This window comes from Streptomyces flavochromogenes (genome assembly GCF_000717595.1).
GTDB classification, from domain to species: Bacteria; Actinomycetota; Actinomycetes; order Streptomycetales; family Streptomycetaceae; genus Streptomyces; species Streptomyces flavochromogenes.
On the sequence record NZ_JNZO01000003.1, the window covers coordinates 78,430 to 104,921 of the forward strand.

Here is a 26,492-nt window from a genome sequence, read left to right on the forward strand (position 1 = left end):
CCCTACGCCGCCTCCGCTCCTTCCTCCGCCCCCCGTCGCAGCCCCAGGTCCCTCAGCAGGGACGACGCCGCGCGGCGGCCCGAGGCCAGGGCGCCCTGGGCGGTGCTCGTCGCACGGTGGTCGCCGCAGACGTACAGGCCCGCGAGCAGGCGGACCGAGCGGTGCGCGTCGTGCGGTGGGGGCATCGAGGGGACCGCGTCCGGCGTGTGCCGCAGGGCCAGCAGCTCCCACTCGTCCGTCGACGTGCCGTACAGCGTCGCGAGGTGCTTGCGGACCCGCCGTTCCGTGTCGTCCGGCGGCGTTCCGAGCACCGTCGAGGTGATCAGCGTCCGGCCCTCCGGCGCCCGCCCCGGGTCCACCGCGCTCATCACCGCCGTGTGGGACACCGGCCCGCCCGGGTCCGCCTCCAGGAGCAGCGTCGGGTCCGCCGTCGGCGCCACAGGCGCCGTGTGGTGCAGCACGGTCACGGAGTGGAAGGCCGGCCGGCGCAGGCCGGGCAGCAGCTCGGCGGCCGTCCGCGCCCCCGTCGCGAGGACGACCGACCGGCACCGGAACACCCCGTGCTCCGCCGTCGTCACCCGCGAGATCGACGCCTCCGTCACCCGGACCCCCGTCCGGACCGTGCCCGGCGGCAGCGTCGCCGCGAGCAGCTCCGGGAGCGCGGCCGCCCCGCCCTCGGGCACCGCGAGCCGGCCCCGGGCGAAGGCGCGCAGGGCCAGGTCCGCGCGGCGGCTCGACATGCCGAGGTCGGGGTCGCCGAGGAGCGCCGCGAGCAGCGGCCGCAGCACGCCCTGGACGGTCCTGGCGGGCAGCCGCGCGGTCAGCGCCTCGCGCGCGGTCCGCTCGGGGCGGGCCAGGATGCGCTGCGTCGGGGTCGCCGCGAGCCGGACGAGGGACGCGCCGAGCCGCGCCTGGTCGAGCGAGGCGGCCGGATGACGGGGGGCGCTCGCGAGGGCGCGCGCCACGCTGAACGCTCCCCCCACGCTCCGGTGCCCCGCGCTCCGGGGCACGCCGGCCGTCCGGCGCGGGTGGGGGGCGCCCCACCGCGCGTACCGGCCGTCGCTGTGCACGAGCACCCCCGGGGCGAACGGCCGCAGCACCAGGCCGTCGAGCCCCGGGACGGCCCGGAGTTCCTCGTACGACAGGGTGAGCAGCGGTCCCACCCGGTCGAGCAGGAAGCCGTCGACGGCCTCGGTCGCCATTCGGCCCCCGACGCGGGGTTCCGCCTCCAGGACGCTCACGGAGAGCCCGGCGTCGGTCAGCCGGCGGGCCGCGGCGAGTCCCGCGACCCCGGCTCCCACGATGACGACGTCGACGGTCTGCGTGATGCCGTGGTCGACGTCGACGTTCGTACGCTGTGCGGTCCTTGCGCTGTCTGCGCTGTTGAGCACGTGCCCCTCCCCAGGTCGGCGCGGCCGGTGGGAGGCCTATGCCCCCAACGAGCCTCCGGAATGCCCGAGTTCGCCGTTCTCGTCGAGCCTAGGCAGCGCTCCCACGGGTGCCAGCCGCGCGCACCGGGGTGCGTGCGGCACGGGGGAGCACGGAGGGGGAGCGAAGGAGGGGAAGGGGTGCGGGGTTCAGCGCGCGGCCGCCCTGATCGAGTCGTCGATCGTCGGGAACGCGAAGTCGAATCCGGTCTCCAGCAGCCGCCCCGGCAGCACCCGCTGACTCCCCAGCACATCCTGTGCGAAGTCCCCGAGCACCACCTTCAGCGCGGGCGCGGGCACCGTGAAGACGGTCGGCCGGCGCAGTACCCGGCCCATCGCCGCCGTCACCTCGCGGTTGGTGACGGGGTCGGGGGCGGTCAGGTTCACCGGGCCCGAGAGCGTCGGGGTGTCGACGAGATGGCGCAGGGCGGCCACCTCGTCGTGGAGGGAGATGAACGACCAGTACTGGCGGCCGTCGCCCATCCGTCCGCCGAGTCCGGCCCGGAAGAGCGGGAACAGCCGGCCCCACGCCCCTCCCTCACGCGCCACCACCAGGCCGGTACGGGCGTAGGCGACTCGGATGCCGGCCTCCTCGGCGGGTGCCGCGGCGGCCTCCCACTCCACGCAGACCTCGGGCAGGAATCCCGTGCCCGCCGGGGCGCTCTCGTCGACCGCGCGGCTGCCGGTGTCCCCGTACCAGCCGAGCGCGGTGCCGCACACCAGGCTCTCCGGCGGCTCCGCGAGGGAGGCGAGGGCCTGGGAGATCGCCGTCGTGCCGAGTACGCGGCTGTCGCGGATCTCCTGCTTGTACGCGTCGTTCCAGCGGCGCTCGCCGACCCCGGCGCCCGCCAGGTGCACGACGGAGTCCACGCCGACGAGTCCGGCGGCGTCCACGTACAGCCGTTTCGGGTCCCACTCGACCTCGTCGGCGGTCCGGGCGGGCCGGCGGACGAGCCGGACGACGTCATGGCCGTCGGCGCGCAGGGAGTGGACGAGGGCGGAGCCGATGAGGCCCGAGGCACCGGTGACGGCGACGCGCTTGCGAGGGGCGGAACGCTGCATGGGCACCATCCTGCCCTCCCGGACGGGCGCGTGGCACAGTGGCGGTCATGATCGTGCCGGAGACGCTGATACGTACCGCCGAACGTGCGGACGAGGCCGCCCTCGCCGCGCTCGACCGGGCCGCCTGGTCGACCCTGCACGCGGTGCTGCCCGCCCCGGTGCCGCCGTACGAGCCGTTCTTCGACGACCGCCATCTGCCCGGGGACTACCTCCTCGCCGTGCGCGAAGACGTGATCGCCGGCTACATCCGGGTGGTGCCGCCGACCCCGCTCGCCGCCACCGCCCATGTGCGGCAGATCCAGGGTCTCGTGGTCGCCGAGGCCGCGCGCGGGCACGGCGTGGCGCGGGCGCTGCTGCGGGCCGCCATGGAGAAGGCCCGGGCGGACGGCGCCGTACGCATGACGCTGCGGGTGCTCGGGCACAACGCCCCGGCCCGCGCGCTCTACGCCTCCGAGGGCTTCGCGGTGGAGGGCGTGCTGCCGGGGGAGCTGTTCCTGGCCGGAGCGTATGTGGACGACGTCCTCATGGGCCGGTCGCTGACCCTCCGCTGACGTCCGGGTTCAGCAGCCGCATCCCGCCCATCAGTTCGCGCAGGCACCGGACCGCGAGCTCGGCCGGGGCGCCCTCGCCCCGTACCGGCGCGTCCGTCTCGGCCCAGCTCTCCAGGGCGATCCGGATCGCGTCCGTGGCCGCCGCGGCCGCGAGCCGTACCTCCAGCGGGTCCGCGCCCGGACCGGCGAGGCCGGCGACGACCTCGCGCAGTCTCTCCTCCGACTCCTGGTTGACCCGGTACCAGACGGCCCGCAGCGCCAGGTCCTCGGCGGCCGCGCGCAGCAGGCCGCGCGTCCAGCGCAGCCCTTCCTCGGCCGCCGCGTCCGCGGGGGTCAGGGAGGCGGCGATCGAGCGTTCCAGGGCCTCGGGCAGCCCCGGGCCCGGTTCCGAAGCGCCCCCTGCGGCCCCTCCGCGGCCCGCGGCCGGCGCGGCCGTCGCGGCGAGGAGTTCGCGCCAGCGGTCGCCGCCGCCGGCGAGGAGCGGGGCCACGGCGTCCTGCTTGGAGCGGAAGTACCGGTAGAAGGTGCGCAGCGCGACCCCGGCCCGCAGGGCGATGTCCTCGGCCGTGGTGCCGTCGGGGCCGTGCTCGGTGAAGAGCTCGGCGGCGGCGCGCGCGATGTCCAGCTGGGTCGCGGCCTTGCGGCGCTCCGTCAGCGTCCGGGTGGGGGGCGTGGCGCCCTCGGGCTTGGTGCTCACCGTACGAAGCGTACGCCCGCGCCTGCCGGTGGTGCACATTGTGCAGCTATGGCAAAACGTGCCACTTGGGCGTACGGTGGCGGCATCCCCCGGGAACCTCCGACGTCCCGGAAGCAGGATTCCCGGAAGCTCGACATCGAGAGGTTGCCGCCATGAACCAGCTGACCCGTTACGAAGGACGCCGCGCTCTGATCACCGGCGGCGGCTCCGGCATCGGCCAGGCCACCGTCCTGCGCGTGCTCGCCGAGGGCGGCCGGGTCGTCGCCGCCGACATCAGCGAGGACGGCCTCAAGGACACCGTCGCCAAGGCAGGCGACGCCGCCGACCGCCTCACCACCGTCGTCCTGAACGTCGCCGACGAGGCCTCCGTACGGGCCGGTGTGGCCGCCGCCGTCGAGGCGCTCGGCGGCCTGGACGTCCTGGTCAACGCGGCCGGCATCCTGCGCTCCTCGCACACCCACGAGACGAGCCTCGACTCCTTCGAGCAGGTGATACGGATCAACCTCACCGGCACGTTCCTGATGATCCGTGAGTCGATCCCCGCGCTCCTGGAGGGCGACGGCTCCGCCGTCGTGAACTTCTCCTCCACCTCCGCGATGTTCGCGCACCCCTACATGGCGGCCTACGCGGCCAGCAAGGGCGGCATCCAGTCCATGACCCACGCGCTCGCCGCCGAGTACGCCAAGCAGGGCATCCGCTTCACCGCCGTCCAGCCCGGCTCCATCTCCTCCGGCATGACCGACGGCACCGGCGCCAGCCGTCAGAGCGTCGGCCCGGGCATCCCCGAGGACGCCGACTGGTCCCTCTTCGGGAAGCTCGCCCCCGCCCTGGGCCAGGGCTTCGCCGGCCCCGAGACCGTCGCGGGAGTCGTCGCGATGCTCGCGTCCGAGGACGGGAAGTTCATCACCGGCACCGAGGTCCGCATCGACGGCGGCACACACTTCTGAGCGACGAGTTCCGAGTACGACGTCCGAGCACGTCGCCCGAGCGGCGACGGCGTCCCCGATCGGCGGCTGCCCGCGGCCCGCAGACCGCCGATCGGCACCGGATCCCGGGGGCCTTCTCCCGGGATCCGCGCTACACCGTCCCGAAGCGCTCCCACAGCCGGGGGAAGCGGGTCGCGAGGACCTTGTCGTCCTCCAGGTCGAACGGGGCTCCCAACGGCTCCCCGCCCGGCATCGGAATGCCCAGGTCCGGGGTCTCGGCGCCGGTCAGCTGCTCGTACGCCTCGTCCGCCGCGAAACCGATCTCCTCGCCGTCCCCGTCGATCTCCACGTCGAAGTCGCCGAGCAGTTCCGCGAGCGCGTCGGGATCGTGCACCGCGCCCTCGTACACCTCCCGGCCCTGACCGATGAGCCAGCAGCGGAACGAATCGAAGGTCTCGTCGCCGGCCCCGTCGAACAGCACCGCCGCCGCGCCCCAGAGATCCCAGAGATACGCGCGGTTGTAGCGAGCCTCGAAATGGCGTGCGTAGTCGAGCACGGAGTCGGGGTCCAGCCGGGTCAGCCGTTCCACGAGCAGGTCGGCCTGTTCCTCGGGGTCGCCCTCGGCGTCCTCGCGGCTGGCGTCGATGATCTCCCAGAACTCCGTCTCGTCCATCACGGGACCAGCATCCTGGTTCGGGGGGTGCGACGCACCCGGAAAGCCCGAAATGAATCCGGACAGAAGGTGTCGTACTTTCCTGCGAGTCTGGTGCGCATGACGACGGAGACGAACCAGACGGACCAGACGGACCAGACGGACCAGAGTGACGAGACGAACCGGACGAAGAGCCTGCGCGGACGGATCTGCCTGGTCGCCGGGGCGACCCGGGGCGCCGGACGTGGCATCGCCGTCGAGCTCGGCGCGGCCGGGGCCACGGTGTACGTCACCGGGCGGACCACCCGCGCGAAGCTCAGCGAGGTCGGCCGGGCCACCGAGACCATCGAGGAGACCGCCGAACTGGTGACGGCCGCCGGCGGCGAGGGCATCGCCGTCCCCACCGACCACCTGGAGGTCGAGCAGGTGAAGGCGCTGGTCGACCGGATCGACCGGGAGCGCGGGCGGCTCGATGTCCTCGTGAACGACGTGTGGGGCGGCGAGCACCTCCTGGTCTTCGGCAAGAAGACCTGGGAGAACGACCTCACCGACGGCCTGCGGATGCTGGAACTCGGGGTGCGGACGCACGCCATCACCTCCCACACGGCGATCCCGCTGCTCATCCGGAACCGGGGCGGCCTCGTCGTCGAGGTCACCGACGGCACGTCCGCGTACAACGGCACGCGCTACCGCGAGAACCTCTTCTACGACCTCGCCAAGAACGCCCCGATCCGGATGGCCTTCGGCCTCGGCGAGGAACTCGCGGAGTACGGCGGCACCGCGGTCTCCGTCACCCCCGGCTGGCTCAGGTCCGAGCAGATGCTCACCGCGTTCGGAGTCACCGAGGAGAACTGGCGCGACGCCGTCGAGAAGATCCCCGGCTTCGCGATCGCCGAGTCCCCGGTCTACGTGGGGAGGGCGGTCGCCGCGCTCGCCGCCGACCCCGACCGGCACCGCTGGAACGGCCGGTCGCTGTCGAGCGGTCAGCTCGCGGGGGAGTACGGCTTCACCGACGCGGACGGCTCACGGCCGGACGCCTGGGGCTTCATGCTCGCCGACGAGAAGGGCAGCCCGGACGTGAACGACTACCGGTGACCCTCACGCGTACCGCGAGGCCATCGCGCGGGCGGCCGCTCCGAAGCGCTCCCGCAAGGCGGCCGGGGCGAGCACCTCGGCCTCCGGGCCGAGCGTGAGCAGCTGGGAGAAGGCGACCTCCTCGCTCTCCACGAGGAGGACCACCCGGAGCCCGCCCTCCTCGGTGACCGCCGCCGCCAGCGCCTCCTCGGCCGCCGCGCGATCCGTCACGTACGGCAGTCTGCGGGCCCCCGCCTCCGTGAGGCGTACGACGATCTCGGCGCGCAGGATCGACCGGGCGAACTCGGCCGCGCGCTCGGCCCAGAAGGCGGACAGGTCGAAGCTCTCGTCCCGGTCGAACCGCTCCACGGCGAGGGCGACGGAGGCGAAGCGGTCCACCCGGTAGGTGCGGAACGCCGTGCCGGACCGCGCGCACAGGTACCAGACGCCCGCCTTCAGGACGAGGCCGTACGGGGCGAGCTCGCGCTCCACCTCACGGTCTCCGCGCCGGTAGCGGGCCGAGACCATCCGGTCGTCCCAGACCGCCTCCGCGATCGGCGGCAGCAGCTCGGGGGTCTCCGGCTCCTGGTACCAGCCCGGGGCGTCGAGCAGAAATCGCTGCGCCACCGAGTCCGGGGCGTCCCGCAGCGACGGCAGCAGCGCCGCGGACACCTTCAGCCGGGCCGCCGAGGCCGCGTCCTCCAGGCCCATGTCCCGCAGCGCGCCGGGCAGTCCGGACAGGAACAGCGCCTCGGCCTCGCCGCGCGCCAGGCCCGTGAGCCGGGTGCGGTAGCCGCCGACGAGCCGGTACCCACCGGCCCTGCCCCGGTCCGCATACACCGGAACCCCCGCCTCCGAGAGGGCGAGGGCATCGCGGGTGATGGTGCGCTCCGACACCTCCAGCTCGGCGGCGAGTTCGGCCGCCGTCATCGAAGGACGGGACTGGAGGAGAAGGACCATCTTGATCAGCCGGGCGGCGCGCATGAACCCATCATGCGCGCCCGCACCGACGACCGGGCAGGGCCTACAGGCCGTAGCGCTCGCGCGCCTCCTTCACGGCCGAGGCCGGGACCTCGCCGCGGCGGGCGAGCTGCGCGAGGGCCGCGACGACGATCGACTGAGCGTCGACGCCGAAGTGGCGGCGGGCCGCGTCACGGGTGTCCGAGAGGCCGAAGCCGTCGGCACCGAGCGAGGACCAGTCCTGCTCGACCCACTGCGCGATCTGGTCGGGGACCTGGCGCATGTAGTCGGAGACCGCGAGGACCGGGGACTCGACGCCCTCCAGGGCGCGGCGGATGTACGGCACCTTCTCCTCGCCGCGCAGCAGCGCCGCGTCGGCCTCGAGCGCGTCGCGCCGCAGCTCCGTCCAGGAGGTCGCGGACCACACGTCGGCGCCTACGCCCCACTCGGCGGCGAGCAGCTTCTGCGCCTCCAGGGCCCAGTGGATGGCCGTACCGGAGGAGAGGAGCTGGATGCGCGAGGCGTTCGCCGGGAGGTCGAGGCCCGCGGACTCCGCCGTGTTGAAGCGGTAGAGGCCCTTGACGATGCCCTCGTCGATGCCGGCCGGCTTGGCGGGCTGCGGCATCGGCTCGTTGTAGACGGTGAGGTAGTAGAAGACGTTCTGGTCCTCGCCCTCGGCGGCCTCGCCGTACATCCGGCGCAGACCCTCCTTGACGATGGCCGCGACCTCGTAGGCGAACGCCGGGTCGTACGTCAGCGCCGCCGGGTTGGTCGCCGCGATCACCGGCGAGTGGCCGTCGGCGTGCTGCAGGCCCTCACCGGTCAGGGTCGTACGGCCCGCGGTGGCGCCGACGAGGAAGCCCCGGCCGAGCTGGTCGCCGAGCTGCCACATCTGGTCGGCGGTCCGCTGCCAGCCGAACATCGAGTAGAAGATGTAGAACGGGATCATCGCCTCGCCGTGCGTGGAGTACGCGGTGGAAGCGGCGATGAAATCGGCCATCGAACCGGCCTCGGTGATCCCCTCGTTGAGGATCTGGCCGTTGACGGCCTCCTTGTAGTACATGAGCTGGTCGCGGTCGACCGGCTCGTACGTCTGGCCCTTCGGCGAGTAGATGCCGAGCGACGGGAACAGCGACTCCATACCGAAGGTACGGGCCTCGTCCGGGACGATCGGGACCCAGCGCTTGCCGGTCTCCTTGTCACGGATGAGGTCCTTGACCAGACGGACGAAGGCCATCGTGGTCGCCATCGACTGCGCGCCGGAGCCCTTGTCGAAGGCGGTGAAGGCCTTCTCCGCCGGGGCCGGCAGCGGGGCGATCGCGTGGGTACGACGGGCCGGGGCCGGACCGCCGAGCGCCGCGCGGCGCTCCTGCAGGTAGCGGACCTCGGGGGAGTCGGCGCCGGGGTGACCGTACGGCACCTGGCCGTCGGCGAACTGCGCGTCCGAGATGGGCAGTTCAAGAAGGTCACGCATGTTCTTGAACTCGTCGTTCGAGAGCTTCTTCATCTGGTGGTTCGCGTTCTTCGACGCGAAGCCCTCACCGAGGGTGAAGCCCTTGACGGTCTGCGCGAGGATGACCGTCGGCGCGCCCTTGAACTCCACGGCGGCCTTGTACGCGGCGTACACCTTGCGCGGCTCGTGGCCACCGCGCGAGAGGTGGAAGCACTCCAGGATCTTGTCGTCGCTCAGCAGCTGCGCCATCGCGACGAGCGCCGGGTCCTTGCCGAAGAAGTCCTGGCGGATGTAGGCGGCGTCGCGGGTCTGGTACGTCTGGACCTGCGCGTCCGGCACCTCGCGGAGGCGGCGGACGAGGGCGCCGGTGGTGTCGAGCGCGAACAGCTCGTCCCAGGCGTTGCCCCACAGCGACTTCACGACGTTCCAGCCGGCGCCGCGGAACTGTGCCTCCAGCTCCTGCACGATCTTGAAGTTCGCGCGGACCGGGCCGTCGAGGCGCTGCAGGTTGCAGTTGATGACGAAGGTCAGGTTGTCCAGACCCTCGCGGGCGGCCAGGGCGAGGGCCGCGGTCGACTCGGGCTCGTCCATCTCGCCGTCACCGAGGAACGCCCACACGTGCGAGGCGGAGACGTCCTTGATGGCGCGGTTGGTCAGGTAACGGTTGAAGCGCGCCTGGTAGATCGCGGAGAGCGGGCCCAGACCCATGGAGACGGTCGGGAACTCCCACAGCCAGGGCAGGCGGCGCGGGTGCGGGTAGGAGGGCAGACCGTTGCCGCCGGACTCCTGCCGGAAGTTGTCGAGGTGGGCCTCGTCGAGGCGCCCGTCCAGGAACGCGCGGGCGTAGATGCCGGGCGCGGCGTGACCCTGGATGTAGAGCTGGTCGCCGGAACCGTCGGCTTCCTTGCCCTTGAAGAAGTGGTTGAAGCCGGTCTCGTACAGCCAGGCGGCCGACGCGAACGTGGCGATGTGACCGCCGACGCCGTACTTCGAGCCGCGGGTGACCATCGCGGCCGCGTTCCAGCGGTTCCAGGCGGTGATCCGGCGCTCCATGGCCTCGTCGCCGTCGAAGTCGGCGCCCGTCGGCTCGGCGGAGGTCGGGATGGTGTTGACGTAGTCCGTCTCCAGCAGCTTGGGCAGGGCGAGGCCCGCGCCCTCGGCGTGCTGGAGCGTGCGGCGCATCAGGTAGGCGGCCCGGTGGGGGCCGGCGGCCTTGGTGACGGCGTCCAGGGAGGCCGCCCACTCGGCGGTCTCCTCGGTGTCACGGTCCGGGAGCTGGTCGAGCTCGCTCGGAATCTTGCCTACGGGATCGGTCATGATCGCCGCCTTCCGGACAGATGGGGGTGGAGAAGGGGTGCCTTGTCTGGCAGGACAGGGCGAAGGGCCGGGTAGCGGCCCGCCGAAGACTGTAAACCGGCGATCGATGATCGATCAAAGGGTTGAAGGGGAAAACCTCTTCAGATCGAGAAAGTCGGCACAGGGTGCCTCGAAATGGGGCACCCGGTGCCTTGTTTTCGCAGGTGGGAGCGGGGACGGGCTGCTTTCTGAGGGAATGCGCGCACGAATGAGCGGGCCCACCGGAGGGTGGGCCCGCTCACTGTCCGTGACCGGAAAGGGGGTCAGGCGCGCGGCGCGCAGCCCAGCACATGCGCCTTCACGAGCGCACCGATGTTCGGATCGCCCCGCCGGAAGGCCTCCACCAGCTCCTGGTGCTCCTCCGCGTACGACTTCTGGACCGTGCCCAGCCAGCGGATCGACAGGGCCGTGAAGACCTCGATGCCGAGGGTCTCCCAGGTGTGCAACAGGACGGCGTTCCCCGCGGCCTTCACCAACTCCCGGTGGAAGGCCACCGTGTGCCGCACCTGGGCCGTGCCGTCGGAGGTCGCGTCCGCCTCGTACAGGGCCGCCACGTGCGGCTCCAGGGCCGAGCAGTCGGCCGCGAGCCGGCCGGCCGCCAGCTCGGCCGCGATCTGCTCGAGACCGGCCCGTACGGGGTAGCTCTCCTCCAGGTCGGCCGCGGTCAGATTGCGGACCCGGACGCCCTTGTTCGGCGCCGACTCGATCAGCCGCAGCGACTCCAGCTCGCGCAGCGCCTCGCGCACGGGCGTCTGGCTGACCTCGAGCTCGGTCGCGATCCGGCGCTCCACGATCCGCTCGCCCGGCTTCCAGCGACCGCTGACGATCCCCTCCACGATGTGCTCGCGGATCTGCTCGCGCAGCGAGTGGACGACGGGGACGGTCATGAAGCGGCTCCTCGGGGAGTGTTGACTCTAAAGACAATACGGCGGCGCCCCCGTCCGGAAACACTTCCGGACGGGGGCGCCGCAGGTGAGGCTCGTTACGTTGCCTCGGCGTATGCCTTTCGGCGTACGGCCTAGAGACCGAGGTCGACCTCGAACTCGCCGGCCTCGAGGATCGCCTTGACCGAGGTCAGGTAGCGGGCGGCGTCGGCGCCGTCCACCAGACGGTGGTCGTAGGACAGCGCGACGTACGTCATGTCGCGGATCGCGATCGTCTCACCCAGGTCCGGGTGGTTGATGACGACCGGACGGCGCACGGTGGCGCCGATGCCCAGGATGGCGACCTGGTTCGGGGGCACGATGATCGTGTCGAAGAGCGCGCCGCGCGAACCGGTGTTGGAGATGGTGAAGGTCGCACCGGCCAGGTCGTCCGGGGTGATCTTGCTGGCGCGCACGGCGCCGGCCAGCTCCGCGGTCTTCTTCGAGATACCGGCGATGTTGAGGTCGCCCGCACCCTTGATGACCGGGGTCATCAGACCCTTCTCGGAGTCCACCGCGATACCGATGTTCTCGGTGTCGAAGTAGGTGATCGTGCCCTCGTCCTCGTTGATCCGGGCGTTGATGACCGGGTGGGCCTTCAGCGCCTGGGCCGCCGCCTTCACGAAGAACGGCATCGGGGAGAGCTTGACGCCCTCACGAGCGGCGAAGGCGTCCTTGGCGCGGCCGCGCAGCTTCATCAGCTTGGTGATGTCGACCTCGACGACCGAGGTCAGCTGGGCCTGGCCGTGCAGCGCCTTCATCATGTTGTCGCCGATGACCTTGCGCATGCGGGTCATCTTGACGGTCTGACCGCGCAGCGGGGAGACCTCCAGGGCCGGAGCCTTGGCGGCGACCGGAGCGGCCGCGGCGGGGGCCGCGGCGGCGGCCTTCTTGGCCTCGGCGGCCGCGAGGACGTCCTGCTTGCGGATGCGGCCACCGACGCCCGAGCCCTTGACGGCCGCGAGGTCGACACCGTTCTCGGTGGCGAGCTTGCGGACCAGCGGGGTCACGTACGCGCCATCCTCCGAGGACGCGGCCGGAGCGGCCGCGGGGGTCGCCGGAACCGGGGTGACGACCGCCGGGGCGATCGACGGGGCCTGGGCGACCGGGGCCGGAGCCGCGACCGGGGCGGCCGGAGCAACCGGCGCGGGGGCCGGGGCGGCGGGCGCCGGGGCGGCGGGAGCCGGAGCGGCGGCGGGGGCCGGGGCGGCCGGCGCCGGAGCAGCGGCGGCGGGGGCCGGAGCGGCCGGAGCCGGGGCGGCGGCCGGAGCCGCACCCGCGGCACCGATGACGGCGAGCTTGGCGCCGACCTCGGCGGACTCGTCCTCGGCGACGACGATCTCCAGGAGGACACCCGAGACCGGGGCCGGGATCTCGGTGTCGACCTTGTCCGTGGAGACCTCGAGCAGCGGCTCGTCGGCCTCGACGGTCTCGCCGACCGACTTCAGCCAGCGGGTCACGGTGCCCTCGGTGACGGACTCGCCCAGCGCGGGCAGCACGACGTCGGTGCCGGAGGCACCGCCGGCCGGGGCGGCGGGGGCCTCGGCCGCGGGGGCCGGAGCGGCCGGAGCCTCGGCGACCGGCGCCGGGGCGGCCGGGGCCGCGACGGGCTCGGCGGCCGGAGCCGGAGCGGCGGCCGGGGCGTCCGTGCCGTCGTCGATGATGGCCAGCTCGGCGCCGACCTCGACCGTCTCGTCCTCGGCGACCTTGATGGAGGCCAGGATGCCCGAGGCGGGGGCGGGGATCTCGGTGTCGACCTTGTCGGTCGAGACCTCGAGCAGCGGCTCGTCGGCCTCGACACGCTCACCCTCGGCCTTGAGCCAGCGGGTGACGGTGCCCTCGGTGACGCTCTCGCCGAGCGCCGGCAGGGTTACGGAAACCGACATGGTTTCAGTTGCTCCTAACGAATTGCGGGAAGTGGTCGTCGCGCCCTGTCATGACGTGAGCGTCAGTCGTGGGAGTGCAGAGGCTTGCCGGCCAGGGCCAGGTGGGCCTCGCCGAGCGCCTCGTTCTGCGTCGGGTGGGCGTGGATGAGCTGCGCGACCTCGGCCGGCAGCGCCTCCCAGTTGTAGATCAGCTGCGCTTCGCCGACCTGCTCGCCCATGCGGTCACCGACCATGTGGACGCCGACCACGGCACCGTCCTTGACCTGGACGAGCTTGATCTCGCCCGCGGTCTTGAGGATCTTGCTCTTGCCGTTGCCCGCCAGGTTGTACTTGAGGGCGACGACCTTGTCCGCGCCGTAGATCTCCTTGGCCTTGGCCTCGGTGATGCCGACGGAGGCGACCTCGGGGTGGCAGTACGTCACCCGGGGCACGCCGTCGTAGTCGATCGGGACGGCCTTCAGACCGGCCAGGCGCTCCGCGACGAGGATGCCCTCGGCGAAGCCGACGTGCGCGAGCTGGAGCGTCGGGACGAGGTCGCCCACGGCCGAGATCGTCGGCACGTTGGTGCGCATGTACTCGTCGACCAGGACGTAGCCGCGTTCCATCGCGACGCCCTGCTCCTCGTAACCGAGACCGGCGGAGACCGGGCCGCGGCCGATGGCGACCAGCAGCACCTCGGCCTCGAAGGTCTTGCCGTCGGCCAGGGTCACCTTGACGCCGTTGTCGGTGTACTCGGCGGACTGGAAGAAGGTGCCGAGGTTGAACTTGATGCCGCGCTTGCGGAACGCGCGCTCAAGAAGCTTCGAGCTGTTCTCGTCCTCGACGGGGACGAGGTGCTTCATGCCCTCGATCACCGTGACGTCGGTACCGAAGGACTTCCACGCGGAGGCGAACTCGACGCCGATGACACCGCCGCCGAGGATGATCGCGGACTCCGGGACCCGGTCCAGGGTCAGCGCGTGGTCCGAGGTGATGATCCGGTTGCCGTCGATCTCCAGGCCGGGGAGGGACTTCGGTACGGAACCGGTGGCCAGGAGGATGTGACGGCCCTCGACGCGACGACCGTCGACATCGACGGAGGTCGGGGAGGACAGGTGGCCGGTGCCCTCGATGAAGGTCACCTTGCGGGAGGCGACGAGACCCTGCAGACCCTTGTACAGGCCCGAGATCACGTCGTCCTTGTACTTGTGCACGGCCTTGATGTCGATGCCCTCGAAGGAGGCCTTGACACCGAACTGCTCCGCCTCGCGGGTCTGGTCGGCGACCTCGCCGGCGTGGAGCAGGGCCTTCGTCGGGATGCAGCCGTTGTGCAGGCAGGTGCCGCCGAGCTTGTTCTTCTCGATCAGTGCGACGTCCAGGCCCAGCTGCGCTCCGCGCAGCGCCGCGGCGTAACCGCCGCTACCGCCGCCGAGGATCACTAGGTCGAAAACGGTGCTGGCGTCGTTCGCCACGTCACGTCCTCCATGCATGTGCGCTCGTCGCCGGTCCTCAGTGACCGGGCGGCGGCTGGTGTTCGGCCGCTTATTTTCGGCCCTGTGGTGGGGGCCCTGTCCTGCCGAGAACCCATCTTCGCACTTGTTGACGGATGGCGGGACGCGGGGCCGGGCTCTGAGACGGCCGATCGTCCGTACGGCGGGCCGACCAGAGCGGACGAACCTACGGATTTCGTCGCGGGCGAACAGCGACGGCCCCGGGCACGCAGCCCGGGGCCGTCGCCGTCACCCGCCTGCTCAGAGCTCGCCGGCCGCCGTGAGCTCGGCCAGCCTCACCAGGGTGCGGACCGAGGAGCCGGTACCGCCCTTGGGGGTGTAGCCGTACGGGGCGCCCTCGTGGAAGGCCGGGCCCGCGATGTCCAGGTGGGCCCAGGTGATGCCCTCGCCCACGAACTCCTGGAGGAAGAGACCGGCGACCAGGCCGCCGCCCATCCGCTCGCCCATGTTGGCGATGTCGGCGGTGGGGGAGTCCATGCCCTTGCGCAGGTCCGCGGGGAGCGGCATCGGCCAGGACGCCTCGCCGACCTCCTCCGCGATCTCGTGGATCGCGGAGCGGTAGTCGTCGTCGTTGGCCATGATGCCGAAGGTGCGGTTGCCGAGCGCCAGGACCATCGCGCCGGTCAGGGTCGCCACGTCGACGATCGCGTCCGGGTGCTCCTCGGAGGCCCGGGTCAGCGCGTCGGCGAGGACGAGCCGGCCCTCGGCGTCGGTGTTCAGGACCTCGACGGTCTTGCCGCTGTACATGCGCAGCACGTCACCCGGGCGGGTGGCGGAGCCGGACGGCATGTTCTCGGCGAGGGCGAGCCAGCCCGTGACGTTGACCTCGAGGCCGAGGCGGGCCGCGGCGACGACGGTGGAGAACACGGCGGCGGCGCCGCTCATGTCGCACTTCATCGTCTCGTTGTGGCCGGCCGGCTTGAGGGAGATGCCGCCCGAGTCGTAGGTGATGCCCTTGCCGACCAGGGCGAGGGTCTTCTCCGCCTTGGGGTGGGTGTAGCCGATGCGGACCAGACGCGGCGGGTTCTGCGAGCCGACGCCGACACCGAGGATGCCGCCGAAGCCGCCCTTGGCGAGCGCCTTCTCGTCGAGGACCTGGACCTTGAGGCCGTGCTCCTTGCCGGCGGCCTGGGCGGCGGCGGCGAACGCGGCCGGCGTCAGGTCGTTCGGCGGCATGTTGATCAGGTCGCGGGCGCGGTTGATCTCCTCGGCGACGGCCTGGGCGCGCTCGGCGGCGGCCTTGTGGGCCTTGTCGCGCGGCTTGGCGCCGAGCAGGGCGACCTCGCCCAGCGGCTTCTTCGCGTCCTTGCCGTTCTCCTGGTACGTCGTGAAGGCGTACGCACCGAGCAGGGCGCCCTCCGCGATGGCGGCGGCGTCCTCGGCGTCGTCGATCGGCAGCGCGAACGCGGCCTTCTTCGAGCCGGTCAGGGTGCGGGCGGCGACACCGGCGGCCCGGCGGAGGGTCTCGGCGCCGTAGGACGCGCCGTCCTCGGGGGCGGAGCCCAGGCCGACGGCCAGGACGACGGGGGCCTTGAGGCCGGCGGGGGCGGGCAGCTTGGTCGCCTCACCCTCGGCACCCGAGGCGCCCAGCGTCTCCAGGACGGCGGCGAGCCGACCGTCGAAGGCCTTGTCGACGGCCTCGGCGCCCGGGGCGACGACGAGCGTCTTCCCGGACTTCACGACGCCGATGACGAGGGCGTCGGCGCGGAGCGTCGCCGCGCCGGCAGTGCTGAGAGTGAGAGCAGTCACGGTGGTGAAATCTCGCTTCCATTGAGTTCTGTGGCGGTCGAGGGATGGGCCGACCGTGCCCGCCGCATCGTATTTCGGCCCGGAGAGCGCCGAGAACGAGCCTACGCTCGCTCACCCGGTTCGCTCACGGCGGCGCTGATTCACTCATCCGTGGTGTCTCTTTCATGTTTACCGTTCAGGCTCGGAGCGCTCGTTCACACTCGCCTCAGTCACGCAAGGACGACCCACTCGTCTTCGCACCATCTGCAACATCTCCACAGGTCCGCCGCCCCGGTCCCCGGTGCGCGGGGACCTGCCGAGGGGGGACACCACCTGATGGACTCCGGCCGAATCCGTACGCCCGGAAGCGCGCCCCGCACCCGTGGCGGCGCCCGCACCGCGCCCCGTACCGCCCGCGTCGCGGCCCTCGCCGCCGCCACGCTGCTCGCCACCGTCGTCCCGTCCGCGCAGGCCCTCGCGGCCCCCGCGCCCCGGGTCGACCTCACCGTCCTGGTCGTGGACGACGGCGGCAGCGCGGTCGGCGCGATCACCGCCGAGCTGAAGGGCTCCGGCGTCCCGTACCGCAGGATCGACCTGAACGACCCGAACCGGCCGGTTCTCGACACGGCCTTCCTCAGCGACACGCTCGACGGCCGCCCCCGCGCCAAGTACCAGGGCGTCGTCCTGCCCCACGAGAGCGCCTTCGGCCCCGACTCGGCCGAGCACACCGCCCTCCAGACGTACGAACGGACCTTCGGGATCCCGCAGGTCGACGCCTACACCTGGTCCCACCCCGGCGTCGGCCTCGACTACACCAACGAGGGCGGCTGGTCCGGCGTCCTCGACGGGACCACCGCCGGGATCACCGCCGCCGGGAAGGCGGGCCCCTTCCAGTACCTGGCCGGGGCGCTCACCTTCGAGGACAACGACCCGTCGATCGCCGAGAGTTACGGCTACGCGGGCCGCCCCCGGGCCGGCTACACGAGCTACGTGGACGTCCCCGCCGACGGTGGCGGCCGGGCCAGCCTCGTCGGCGAGTACACCGCCGACGGACGCCGCGAACTGGTCGTCACCTTCGCCTACAACCAGTACCAGCGGCAGTTCCGGGCCCTCGCCCGCGGCATCGTCGAGTGGCTCACCCAGGGCGTCCACCTCGGCCAGAGCCGCAACTACCTCTCCGTGCACGTCGACGACGTCTTCGCCCCCGACGCCCGCTGGGACACCGGACTCGACTGCACGCCCGGCGACTTCGACTGCGTCGGCGACGACGGCGAGGGCGCCGATCCGATCCGGATGACGGTCGCCGACGCCCAGTACGCCGCCGCCTGGCAGAAGTCCTCCGGCTTCACCCTCGACATGGTCTACAACGGAGGCCAGGGCGAGCAGTGGAAGACCGAGCACGCCGGCTCCGACCCGCTCACCGACCGGCTCGTCGCCGACCGCGCCCAGTACCGGTGGATCAACCACACGTACACCCATCCCTTCCTCGGCTGCGTCCAGGACAACGCCGTCGTCCCCTGGCAGTGCGCCAAGGACACCCAGGGCAAGACCCTCTGGGTCAGCCGCGCCGAGCTGTCCGCCCAGATCCGCGACAACCACAACTGGGCGGTCCGCAAGGGCATCTCCGTCGACCGCTCCGAACTCGTCACCGGCGAGCACTCCGGCCTCAGGACCCTGCCCCAGCAGCCCGTCGACAACCCGAACATGGCCGGCGCCCTCGCCGACAACGGCGTCAAGTGGACCGGCAGCGACAACTCCCGCGAGCCGCAGCAGCGCTCGATCGGCACCGCGTCCGGCGCCGCGAAGACGGTGCCCCGCCACCCCATGAACGTGTACTACAACGTGGGCACCGCCGCCGAGATGGCCGACGAGTACAACTGGATCTACACCTCCCGCGCCGACGGCGGCAGCGGCATCTGCGAGTCCAACCCGGCCTCCACCTGCCTGCCCGCCCCGCTCCCCACGGCCACCGGCTACGCCGACCACATCGTGCCGCAGGAGGCCCGTACCGCCCTCTCCCACGTCCTCGGCAACGACCCCCGGCCGCACTACGTGCACCAGTCGAACCTCGCCGAGGAGCGCCTGCTCTACCCCGTCCTCGACCGGGTACTCGCCGACTACCGGGGCCTGTTCGCCCCCAGCGCGCCCCTGGTCAACCCCGCCCAGCGGGACGTCGGCACCGAACTGACCCGCCGCGCCGCCTGGGACCAGGCCCTCGCCGCCGGAAAGGTCACCGCCTACCGCATCGGCACCGCGGTCACCGTCAAGGCCCCCGCCGGCCTCACCGTGCCCGTCACCGCCCCCGAGGGCACCCGCAAGCGCCTCGTCCTCGGCACCGCCGCCTTCGGCACGCCGTACGCAGGGACCCGCTCCGCCTGGACCACGCCCGAACTGCTCCAGACCAGCGTCACACTCACGCTCCCGACCGCCTGACCAGCACGTTCTGGGGGGAACCGCACATGCCGAGCAGTGGCCGTCATGTCACCATGCTCACCGAAGGCACCTACCCGCATGTCCACGGCGGCGTCAGCACCTGGTGCGACCAGCTCGTCCGCGGCATGCCCGAGGTCGACTTCGAGATCCTCGCCCTCACCGGCAGCGGCCGCGAACCCGTCACCTGGGAGCTGCCGTCCAACGTCACCCGGCACACCGCCTACCCCCTCTGGGGACTCCCGCAGGGGCCGACCGCGCCCGGTCTGTTCACCGGAGCGCGCCGGCCCCTGCGGGGGCGTGAGCGCCGCCGCTTCCTCGACACGTACGAGCGCCTGCTCCTCGCCCTCCTCGACCCGGAGGCGGGCTACGACTTCGGCACCAGCCTGTACGAACTCGCCGAACTCGCCCGGCGGGGCCGGCTCACCGACGCCCTGCGCTCCGAGGCCGCCCTGCGCTCCCTGATGTGGATCTGGACCATGCCGCATCTGCCGACGCTCGCGGCCCGGCCCACCGTCCACGACGCGCTCACCGCCACCGACCTGCTCGAACACGCCCTGCGGCCGCTCGCCGCCCGGATAGCCACCGACGGCGTCGCCCACGCCGTCTCCAGCGGCCTCGCCACCCTTCCGGCGCTCGCCGCCCAGCACTTCGAAGGGGTGCCCTTCCTGCTCACCGAACACGGCATCTACCTCCGCGAGCGCTATCTCGGCTACCGCACCGAGGCGCAACGCTGGCCCGTCAAGGCCCTCATGCTCGGCTTCTACCGCGAGCTCAACACCCTCGGCTACCGCAAGGCCGACCTCATCACCCCCTGCAACCAGTACAACCGGCGCTGGGAGGAGCGCGGCGGCGCCCCCGCCGACCGCATCCGCACCGTCTACAACGGTGTCGACCCGGCCCTCTTCCCCGAAGCGGGGCCCGAACCCGAGACTCCCACGCTGAGCTGGTGCGGCCGCGTCGACCCCATCAAGGACCTCGAAACCCTGATCAGGGCGTACGCCATCTGCCGTGCCGAACTGCCTGCGCTGCGGCTCCGGTTGTTCGGCCCGGTCCCCGCCGGGAACGAGGACTACCTCACCCGCCTGGAGAAGCTCGCCGCCGAACTCGGCGTCACCGACGGGATCACCTTCGAGGGCCGGATCTCCGACGTGCCCAGCGCCTACGCGGCCGGGAGCGTGGTGATGCTCTCCTCCATCAGCGAGGGCTTCCCGTTCTCCCTCATCGAGGCCATGTCCTGCGGCCGCGCCACCGTCTCCACCGACGTCGGCGGGGTACGGGAGGCCGTCGGCGACACCGGCATCGTCGTCCCGCCCCGCGAACCGGCCGTGATGGCCGCCGCCGTCACCGCCCTCCTCGGCGACGGGGCGCGCCGCGCCGAACTCGGCCGACGAGCCCGGCAGAGGGTCATCGACCGGTTCACCCTGCACCGCTCGGTGGACGGATTCCGCCAGATCTACCGCGAACTGGCGGGCGACCGGGTACGCCCCGCGCCACGCCCCCAGGTCCGGCCCAAGCCCTGGCCGGCCCGACTCCCGGCCCCGCGCCGGATCACCCCGACCCTGGTAGCGGGAGGCACCCCGGCATGAGCGGCTCCCTGTGGCTGAAACCACCGACCACCGAAACCCCGCTGCCGGCGATCCCGCGCCCCCGCCGGGAGAACGCCCCGGGCCGGCCGCCGAACGAGGGCCCCCGAACGGGGGCCACGGCCGCCGGGCCGGGCTCCGTCGTCCCGGCCGCCGTCCCCGGCGTCCCGGCCGTGCCCGGTCCGGCCGCCCCCGGCACCCCGCCGCACCCCGCCGGAGGCGAACTCGCCGACGATCCGCTCGACGCACTCGCCGAACGGCTCGGGGAGCTCGTCGCCGTCGCCGTGCACCCCGACGAGATCGCCGCCGTCCTGGAGTCCGACGGCATGACCGACGACCACATCCGGCTCGCCTACGGCCGCGCCGACTCCTTCGCGCTCGCCGAGGACCTCTACGCGCGCGTGGAGCGACGCCACCCCGCCCCGGAGGCACCGCCCGGAGGTTCCTGGCACCGGGGGCTCGCGGGCTGTCTCCTGCGCGGGCTCGTCTTCGCCCTGCCCGGCCTCGCCTATGTCCTCGCCGCGCCCCTGCTCGCCGGGGAGCAGGGCCGGTTCGGGCTCCCGGGAGGAACGGTTCCGCTGCTCGCGGGCGCCGTCACCGGCTGGGTCTGGAACCAGGCCCTCGCCCACCGCGCGTACACCTGGCTGGGCCTCGGCGACCGGCCCGCAGCCGCCCGCGCCCTGCTCCTCGGGGCCCCGGCGGGCGCCCTCGCCGGTACGGTCGTCGCCCTCGCGGCGGCCGCTCCCGGCGAGACCCCGGCGGCCCTGTTCGCCGCCGGGCAGTCGGTCTACCTCGCCGCCGCGACCGTGCTCCTGGTCCTCGGCCGCGAACGGGCCCTGCTCTGCGCCCTGGCACCGCTCGCCGGAGCCGTCCCCGCCTTCCGCTGGGACCTGCCCGACCTCCTGCGCGCCGGCCTCCTCCTCGCCGCGCTCACCGCGAGCGTCGCCTTCGCCGGGCTCGTCCTCCGGCCGGGCGCCCGGCGGGGCGCGGCGGGACGCGGCGGACCCCCGCGCGCGGCCTCGCTCCCGTACGGCCTCTTCGGCCTCGGCAGTGGTCTGCTCGTGCTCCACGCGGGCATCGGCGACACCCTGGTGAGCGGTGCGGGCGCCGTCATCGCGCTCACCCTCTCCATGGGGCCCGCCGAGTGGCTGCTGCACCGCTTCCGGGGCGAGAGCCTGACCCGGCTGCGGACCCTGGCCACCGCGCGCGAGTTCCGCCGCGCGGTGACCGGCACCCTCGTGCTCTGCCTCGGCGGTTACCTCGGCGTCCTCGTCACGCTCACCGTCGCCGTGACCCTGGCCTGGCCCGGGGCGCCCTGGCCGACGCTGCCGCGGCTCGTCACCCTGCTCCTGATCGGGACCGTGCTGTGGCTGGGGCTGTTGCTCCAGGCCTTCGGGGCGGTGCTCAGCGCGGCCGCCGTCTGTCTGCTCGCTGCGGCGGCGCAGACGCTGGAACCCGCGGCCGGCCCGGTCGCGGCCGGGGGAGCGGCGGCCGTGCTCGCCGTCCTCACCTGTGTCCTGCTGGCACGACCGACCGCTCACCGCGTCTAGGGGGTGTCGTGCCGATCAGGCCGGGCTCGCGGCCCGTGAATCGTTTCCTCCTGGTGCCGTTCTACGAGCATCCGGCCGACCGGCCCGAGGCCTGGTCGGCCCTCGTCGAGGCGGCGCCGTCCCTGTACGGCGTCGTCGTCAACCCGGCGAGCGGCGCGGGAGAGGCCCCCGACGCGGCGTTCGCGGAGGCGGCCGGCCGGCTCCGGGCGGCCGGGGTGCGGATCCTCGGCTACGTGGACACCGCCTACGGGCGCCGCCCGCACGCCGAGGTCGTCACCGACCTGCTCCGCCACCGCGACTGGTACGGCACCGACGGCGCCTTCCTCGACCAGGTGTCCACCGCGCCCGACGCCCTCGCCCACTACCGCCGGGTCGCGGTCGCGGCCCGGTCCGCCGGGGCGGCGACCCTGGTGCTCAACCACGGCGCCCATCCGGACCCGGGCTACGAGGAGTTCGCCGACCTCCTCGTCACCTTCGAGGGCCCCTGGGACACGTACCGGACGCTCGACCTGCCGGTCGCCGCCCACTACTGCCACCTCGTGTACGCGGCTCCGCACGGCGTCCGCCCGGTCACCCCGGTGCACTGCGCCGTCCCCGGCACGGGCGCGCACCCCTGGGGCACCCTCCCGCACCTCCCGGAGCCCGTCCGCTGAGCCTGCCGGGCGCGCGGGGGCGCCGCACCGTCACCCCAGGGCGAGTGCCACGAGTGCCGTCGTCGCCGCCGTCTCCTCCACCGCCCCGAAGACGTCTCCCGTCACGCCGCCGAACCGTCGTACGCACCGGCGCAGGAGTGCCGCCGCCGCGCCCAGGGCCGCACCCGCCGCAAGGACGTTGTGGACCGCGTCGTACGAGGAGAACAGCAGGCCGGAGGCGGCACAGAGGACGAGGACGACCGCGGTCGAGAGGGTCGCGGACCGGACCGGGACGGTCGCGGCGACGATCGCGCCGAGGCCCTCGGGGCGTGCCGCGGGGACGCCCTGGCGGGAGGCGTGGGTGAGGGCGAGGCGGGCGACGGTCGCGGCCAGGGCGGCGCCGACCGCGCCGTGCGCCCAGCTCTCCCCGTACAGCTCGAAGAGTGCGGCGACCTGGGCGAGCAGGACGAGGAGCAGCACGATGACGCCGAACGGGCCGACGTCCGACTGCTTCATGATGCGCAGCGCGTCCTCGGCCGGCTTGGCGCTGCCGAGGCCGTCGGCGGTGTCGGCGAGGCCGTCGAGGTGGAGGCCGCGGGTGAGGACGGCGGGTACGGCGGTGGAGGCGACGGCGGCGAGCAGCGGGCCCGAGCCGAGTGCGAGGAACGCGCCGCCGAGCCCGGCGGCGAAGAGTCCGACGACCAGACCGGCCAGCGGGGCGCAGAGCATGCCGGCGCGCGCCGCGTCCCGGTCCCAGCGGGTGATGCGGGCGGGAAACACGGTGAGGGTGCCGAAGGCGAAACGCAGGCCGTCCATCCGGGCAGGGTAATCGCCGCCTCCAGACGGTAGATTGCGCATATCGCGCAAATCGGAACGGGGTGGCATGGGTCACTGGTTCTCCCGCAACATCGTCGAGCCGGGCAAGCTCCCGATGCTTCTCGCGCTGACCTCGTTCATCGTGACGTTCCTGGTCACGAGGACCATCGTCCGTCTCATCCGGGCGGGCAAGGGGCCCTTCGGGAACGTCTCGTCCGGCGGGCTCCACATCCATCACGTCGTACCGGGCGTGGTCCTCACCGTCATCGGCGGTTTCGGCGCGGTGGGCAGCGACCGGCACGGGATCGGCGCCGCCGTCTTCGCCGTGGTCTTCGGGGTCGGCGCGGGGCTCGTCCTGGACGAGTTCGCGCTGATCCTCCATCTCGACGACGTCTACTGGTCCGACGAGGGCCGCAAGAGCGTCGAGGTGGTCGTCCTCACCGCCGCCCTGGTCGGGCTCACCCTGAGCGGCTTCTCGCCGCTGGGCGTCGACGACATGACCGCCGACGAACGCCAGGACCGGTTCACCTTCATCCTGACCCTCGCGCTGAACTTCCTCCTCATCCTGATCACCCTGGTGAAGGGGAAGTTCAGGATGGCGGTGATCGGGACCCTGATCCCGTTCGTGGCGATCGTGGGCGCCGCCCGGCTCGCCCGCCCCGGCTCCTGGTGGGCCCGCCGGTTCTACGGGCGCCGCCACCGGGCCCGGGCCCGCTCCCGGATCCGTACGTACCGCCACGACAAGCGCTGGACCAGGGTCCGGCGCCGGGCTCAGGACTTGATCGGAGGCTTCCAGGAACGGGTTCCCGGGCGGGGCTCCACTCCCTCCTGACCGCGCTCGCGCCAGGCCTGGATCCCCATCAGGACGAGGACGCCGGCGATGGCCGCCAGATGTTCCCTGCCCGCCAGGTTCGGCTTGATGATCACCTCGACGACCATCGCCACGACCACGAGCGTGCCCGTCCACCGGGCCCCGTACCGCCAGCAGACGTAGACGGCCAGGCCGACCACGGCCGCCGACGGCCCGGTGTCGACGACCTGCGCGTCGGTGGCGGGCAGCCCGAGCGGGTTCTCCGGGCCGAGCGCGATGCCCACGCGCGCGTACAGCGTCCCGCAGAGGGTCGCCAGATAGGCGACGGCGAGGGTGCGCCACCGCCCCAGGCAGATCTCGGCGATCCCGAAGACCAGCAGGACCTGCGCGAGGGCGCCCCACACGGGAAGGTCGAGCGCCGGCACGAACAGCGAGAGCGGGGTCCGGAGCAGCGCCAGCCAGAACGGGTCCTCGGCCCGTACGGAGCCGATGTTCTGGACCGGCTGATAGCCCCAGTCCTGGTTCTGCACCAGCTGGAAGAGGGAGGTGAGACAGACGGCGGCGAGCGTCATCGGGACCGCCCGCCACTTCTTCGTGAGCAGCGCCGTCCGTACGGTGAGGAACAGCGGGCCCCACTCGCGGCGGGCGAACTCCCGGAGGGCGCGGCTCAACGGCCGCTCTCCAGATGCCGTCGGTGCATCCACTTCGGCAGCCCCGGTGCTTCCAGGAACCCCTCCGCGCGACCGGCCGCGAGGCCGATGCGCAGCAGGTCCGCACTCTTCTCGAAGAGCATGAATCGGGGCTCCCAGATCGGTCGGTACTTGGCGTTGGCTCGGTACAACGACTCGATCTGCCACCAGCGGGAGAAGAAGCTGAGCAGTGAACGCCACATGCGCAGCACGGGTCCCGCCCCGAGCTTCGAGCCACGTTCGAAGACGGAGCGGAACATCGCGAAGTTCAGCGAGACCTGAGTGATCCCGATCTCCTTCGCGCGCTGGAGGAGTTCGATGACCATGAACTCCATCAGGCCGTTCTCCGAATCGCGGTCACGGCGCATCAGATCCAGCGAAAGTCCCTTCGGCCCCCACGGGACGAAGGACAGTACCGCCCGCAGCTCACCGTCCCCATCGGTGCACTCCAGCATCACGCACCGCCCGTCCCGCGGGTCGCCGAGCCGGCCGAGCGCCATCGAGAAGCCGCGCTCGGTGGCCCCGTCCCGCCAGTCGTCGGCCTTCCGCAGCAACTCGGCCATCTCCTCGGCCGGGATGTCCTCGTGGCGCCGGATCCGGACCTCGTACCCGGCCCGCTTGACCCGGTTGAAGGCCTGCCGGACCGTCCGCATGGCCCGCCCGTCCAGGGTGAACTCGTCGGTCTCCACGATCGCCTCGTCGCCCAGCTCCAAAGCGTCCAGACCGTGCCGGGCGTAGATGACCCCGGCCTCCTCGCTCGCGCCCATCACCGCCGGGATCCAGCCGTGCTCGCGCGCCTCGGCCAGCCACGGTTCGATGGCGCCGGGCCAGGCCTCGGGGTCGCCGATCGGGTCGCCCGAGGCGAGTGAGACCCCGCCGACCACCCGGTAGGTGACGGCGGCCTTCTCGCTCGGCGACCACACGACGCTCTTCTCGCGGCGCAGCGCGAAGTAGCCGAGCGAGTCGCGGTCCCCCTGCTTGTCGAGCAGGGCCCGCAGCCGCTCCTCGTCCTCCTCGGTCAGCGGGTCGGTGGCCCGGCGGGAGCGGAAGGCGGCGAAGAGCACCGCGAACAGCAGCAGCGTGGACAGGACGTTGATGGTGACGTCGACCCAGCCGGGGGTGGTGATCCCGGCGAACCGCGAGTCGTCCGAGGCCAGGGTGATCAGCCGCATCACGCCGTACCGCCAGCGCTCCAGGAAGGTGGAGTGGGTGGTGGAGGTGTTGGTGACGGTGACCAGGACGGCCGCGAGCAGCGAGGTGACGAGCAGTCCGCCGACCGCGACGATCGCGGCGAGCCACGGGTTGGAGCGGTCGCCCTTCGCGTAGAACTCCTTGCGGCCCAGCAGCAGCGCGAGCACGAACGCGGCGGTGAGGACCAGCGAGATCCAGTTCTGGGCGTGCTGCCGGATCTCCGGGAAGAACATCACCAGCGCGAAGAGCAGCAGGAAGAGTCCGCCGAGCACCATGTTGAGGATCCACGCGGCCCGCTTGCGCCGCCGCATGGTGATCGCGAGGAAGAGGGTGAAGACCCCCGAGGCGAAGCCCGCCGTGAGCATGTACGGGGTGAAGTAGTTGTCCTCGTTGTGGCGGCGCAGGTCCTGCCCGAAGGAGACCCAGACGGCACTCAGGAAATTGATGAACGTGACGACGCGCAGGTACCAGACGGCGAACGCGGCGCTGCGCCGTGAACGGGCGGTCGTGCCCCGGGGTGCTGCTTCGGCAGGCAAGCGGACTTCTCCCATGAAAAGCGATCATATGGGGCAGTGCTTGCTGTACGGAGACGCCGGAGACGG

General features: G+C 72.6%; 21 protein-coding genes. 8 read left to right on the forward strand and 13 right to left on the reverse strand.

Features of this window, described 5'->3' with window-relative positions; all coding sequences use genetic code 11:
* Window positions 1-2: 2 nt before the first annotated feature.
* Together IF00_RS0104140 and IF00_RS0104145 are read right to left on the reverse strand one after the other, a co-directional pair.
* Window positions 3-1,391, reverse strand: a complete 1,389-nt coding sequence (locus tag IF00_RS0104140; protein WP_078944536.1) for an NAD(P)/FAD-dependent oxidoreductase — start codon at window positions 1,389-1,391, stop codon at window positions 3-5.
* A 186-nt stretch (window positions 1,392-1,577) separates the two neighbouring features.
* Window positions 1,578-2,498, reverse strand: coding sequence for a TIGR01777 family oxidoreductase (locus IF00_RS0104145; RefSeq protein ID WP_030314300.1), 921 nt, complete (start codon window positions 2,496-2,498; stop codon window positions 1,578-1,580).
* 38 nt (window positions 2,499-2,536) lie between these two features.
* Here IF00_RS0104145 and IF00_RS0104150 point away from each other — a divergent pair, with 38 nt between their 5' ends.
* A complete protein-coding gene (locus IF00_RS0104150; RefSeq protein ID WP_030314303.1) occupies window positions 2,537-3,040 on the forward strand; it encodes a GNAT family N-acetyltransferase in 504 nt (167 codons plus the stop codon).
* Here IF00_RS0104150 and IF00_RS0104155 read toward each other — a convergent pair.
* The gene (locus IF00_RS0104155) at window positions 3,012-3,776 is read right to left on the reverse strand and encodes a TetR/AcrR family transcriptional regulator (RefSeq protein ID WP_051819820.1); all 765 of its coding nucleotides are present in this window, start codon (window positions 3,774-3,776) and stop codon (window positions 3,012-3,014) included. The two genes, IF00_RS0104150 and IF00_RS0104155, sit on opposite strands and share 29 nt — an antisense overlap.
* Window positions 3,777-3,889: 113 nt before the next feature.
* Between IF00_RS0104155 and IF00_RS0104160 the strand changes: the two genes are divergently transcribed.
* A complete protein-coding gene (locus tag IF00_RS0104160) occupies window positions 3,890-4,684 on the forward strand; it encodes an SDR family NAD(P)-dependent oxidoreductase (RefSeq protein WP_106975762.1) in 795 nt (264 codons plus the stop codon).
* A 130-nt stretch (window positions 4,685-4,814) separates the two neighbouring features.
* On the opposite strand, the gene IF00_RS0104165 is transcribed toward IF00_RS0104160, so the two are convergent.
* Complete coding sequence (locus tag IF00_RS0104165; protein WP_030314312.1) at window positions 4,815-5,336, reverse strand: DUF4240 domain-containing protein; 522 nt, start codon at window positions 5,334-5,336, stop codon at window positions 4,815-4,817.
* 99 nt (window positions 5,337-5,435) lie between these two features.
* Between IF00_RS0104165 and IF00_RS0104170 the strand changes: the two genes are divergently transcribed.
* A complete protein-coding gene (locus IF00_RS0104170; protein WP_078944537.1) occupies window positions 5,436-6,410 on the forward strand; it encodes an SDR family oxidoreductase in 975 nt (324 codons plus the stop codon).
* 3 nt (window positions 6,411-6,413) lie between these two features.
* Here the strand turns inward: IF00_RS0104170 and IF00_RS0104175 are convergent, their stop codons facing one another.
* From IF00_RS0104175 to IF00_RS0104200, 6 genes are all read right to left on the reverse strand, one after another.
* Complete coding sequence (locus IF00_RS0104175; RefSeq protein ID WP_030314316.1) at window positions 6,414-7,373, reverse strand: helix-turn-helix transcriptional regulator; 960 nt, start codon at window positions 7,371-7,373, stop codon at window positions 6,414-6,416.
* Window positions 7,374-7,413: 40 nt separating this feature from the next.
* Window positions 7,414-10,119 (reverse strand): pyruvate dehydrogenase (acetyl-transferring), homodimeric type, encoded by a 2,706-nt coding sequence (gene aceE / locus IF00_RS0104180; protein WP_030314318.1) that lies wholly within the window; start codon window positions 10,117-10,119, stop codon window positions 7,414-7,416.
* Between the two features lie 302 nt (window positions 10,120-10,421).
* Window positions 10,422-11,045 (reverse strand): GntR family transcriptional regulator, encoded by a 624-nt coding sequence (locus tag IF00_RS0104185; RefSeq protein WP_030314321.1) that lies wholly within the window; start codon window positions 11,043-11,045, stop codon window positions 10,422-10,424.
* Between the two features lie 131 nt (window positions 11,046-11,176).
* Complete coding sequence (gene sucB, locus IF00_RS0104190) at window positions 11,177-12,967, reverse strand: 2-oxoglutarate dehydrogenase, E2 component, dihydrolipoamide succinyltransferase (protein WP_030314323.1); 1,791 nt, start codon at window positions 12,965-12,967, stop codon at window positions 11,177-11,179.
* 62 nt (window positions 12,968-13,029) lie between these two features.
* Window positions 13,030-14,418: a dihydrolipoyl dehydrogenase gene (gene lpdA / locus IF00_RS0104195; RefSeq protein ID WP_030314325.1), complete on the reverse strand. Its 1,389-nt coding sequence runs from the start codon at window positions 14,416-14,418 to the stop codon at window positions 13,030-13,032.
* Between the two features lie 279 nt (window positions 14,419-14,697).
* Entirely contained in the window at window positions 14,698-16,206 is a 1,509-nt protein-coding gene (locus IF00_RS0104200; RefSeq protein ID WP_030314328.1) for a leucyl aminopeptidase, read from the reverse strand.
* 315 nt (window positions 16,207-16,521) lie between these two features.
* Here IF00_RS0104200 and IF00_RS0104205 point away from each other — a divergent pair, with 315 nt between their 5' ends.
* The 4 genes from IF00_RS0104205 to IF00_RS0104220 are packed head-to-tail and all read left to right on the forward strand — an operon-like array spanning window position 16,522 to window position 22,404.
* Window positions 16,522-18,618 (forward strand): hypothetical protein, encoded by a 2,097-nt coding sequence (locus IF00_RS0104205; RefSeq protein WP_030314330.1) that lies wholly within the window; start codon window positions 16,522-16,524, stop codon window positions 18,616-18,618.
* Window positions 18,619-18,644: 26 nt separating this feature from the next.
* The gene (gene pelF / locus IF00_RS0104210; RefSeq protein ID WP_030314332.1) at window positions 18,645-20,204 is read left to right on the forward strand and encodes a GT4 family glycosyltransferase PelF; all 1,560 of its coding nucleotides are present in this window, start codon (window positions 18,645-18,647) and stop codon (window positions 20,202-20,204) included.
* On the forward strand, window positions 20,201-21,751 hold the full coding sequence (locus tag IF00_RS0104215; RefSeq protein WP_030314334.1) for a hypothetical protein: 1,551 nt from the start codon (window positions 20,201-20,203) through the stop codon (window positions 21,749-21,751). The genes pelF and IF00_RS0104215 overlap by 4 nt, the downstream gene beginning before the upstream one ends.
* A 35-nt stretch (window positions 21,752-21,786) precedes the next feature.
* Window positions 21,787-22,404 carry a spherulation-specific family 4 protein gene (locus tag IF00_RS0104220; RefSeq protein ID WP_030314336.1) on the forward strand — a complete coding sequence of 206 codons (618 nt, stop codon included), beginning with the start codon at window positions 21,787-21,789 and terminating at the stop codon, window positions 22,402-22,404.
* A gap of 30 nt (window positions 22,405-22,434) precedes the next feature.
* Here IF00_RS0104220 and IF00_RS0104225 read toward each other — a convergent pair whose 3' ends face one another.
* Complete coding sequence (locus IF00_RS0104225; RefSeq protein ID WP_030314338.1) at window positions 22,435-23,199, reverse strand: adenosylcobinamide-GDP ribazoletransferase; 765 nt, start codon at window positions 23,197-23,199, stop codon at window positions 22,435-22,437.
* A 67-nt stretch (window positions 23,200-23,266) separates the two neighbouring features.
* Between IF00_RS0104225 and IF00_RS0104230 the strand changes: the two genes are divergently transcribed.
* On the forward strand, window positions 23,267-24,031 hold the full coding sequence (locus IF00_RS0104230; RefSeq protein WP_030314340.1) for a hypothetical protein: 765 nt from the start codon (window positions 23,267-23,269) through the stop codon (window positions 24,029-24,031).
* Here the strand turns inward: IF00_RS0104230 and IF00_RS46375 are convergent.
* Window positions 23,971-24,681, reverse strand: a complete 711-nt coding sequence (locus IF00_RS46375; RefSeq protein WP_030314342.1) for a hypothetical protein — start codon at window positions 24,679-24,681, stop codon at window positions 23,971-23,973. The two genes, IF00_RS0104230 and IF00_RS46375, sit on opposite strands and share 61 nt — an antisense overlap.
* Window positions 24,678-26,441 carry a phosphatidylglycerol lysyltransferase domain-containing protein gene (locus tag IF00_RS0104240; protein WP_030314343.1) on the reverse strand — a complete coding sequence of 588 codons (1,764 nt, stop codon included), beginning with the start codon at window positions 26,439-26,441 and terminating at the stop codon, window positions 24,678-24,680. Before IF00_RS0104240 ends, IF00_RS46375 begins: the two co-directional genes overlap by 4 nt.
* Window positions 26,442-26,492 lie beyond the last annotated feature (51 nt).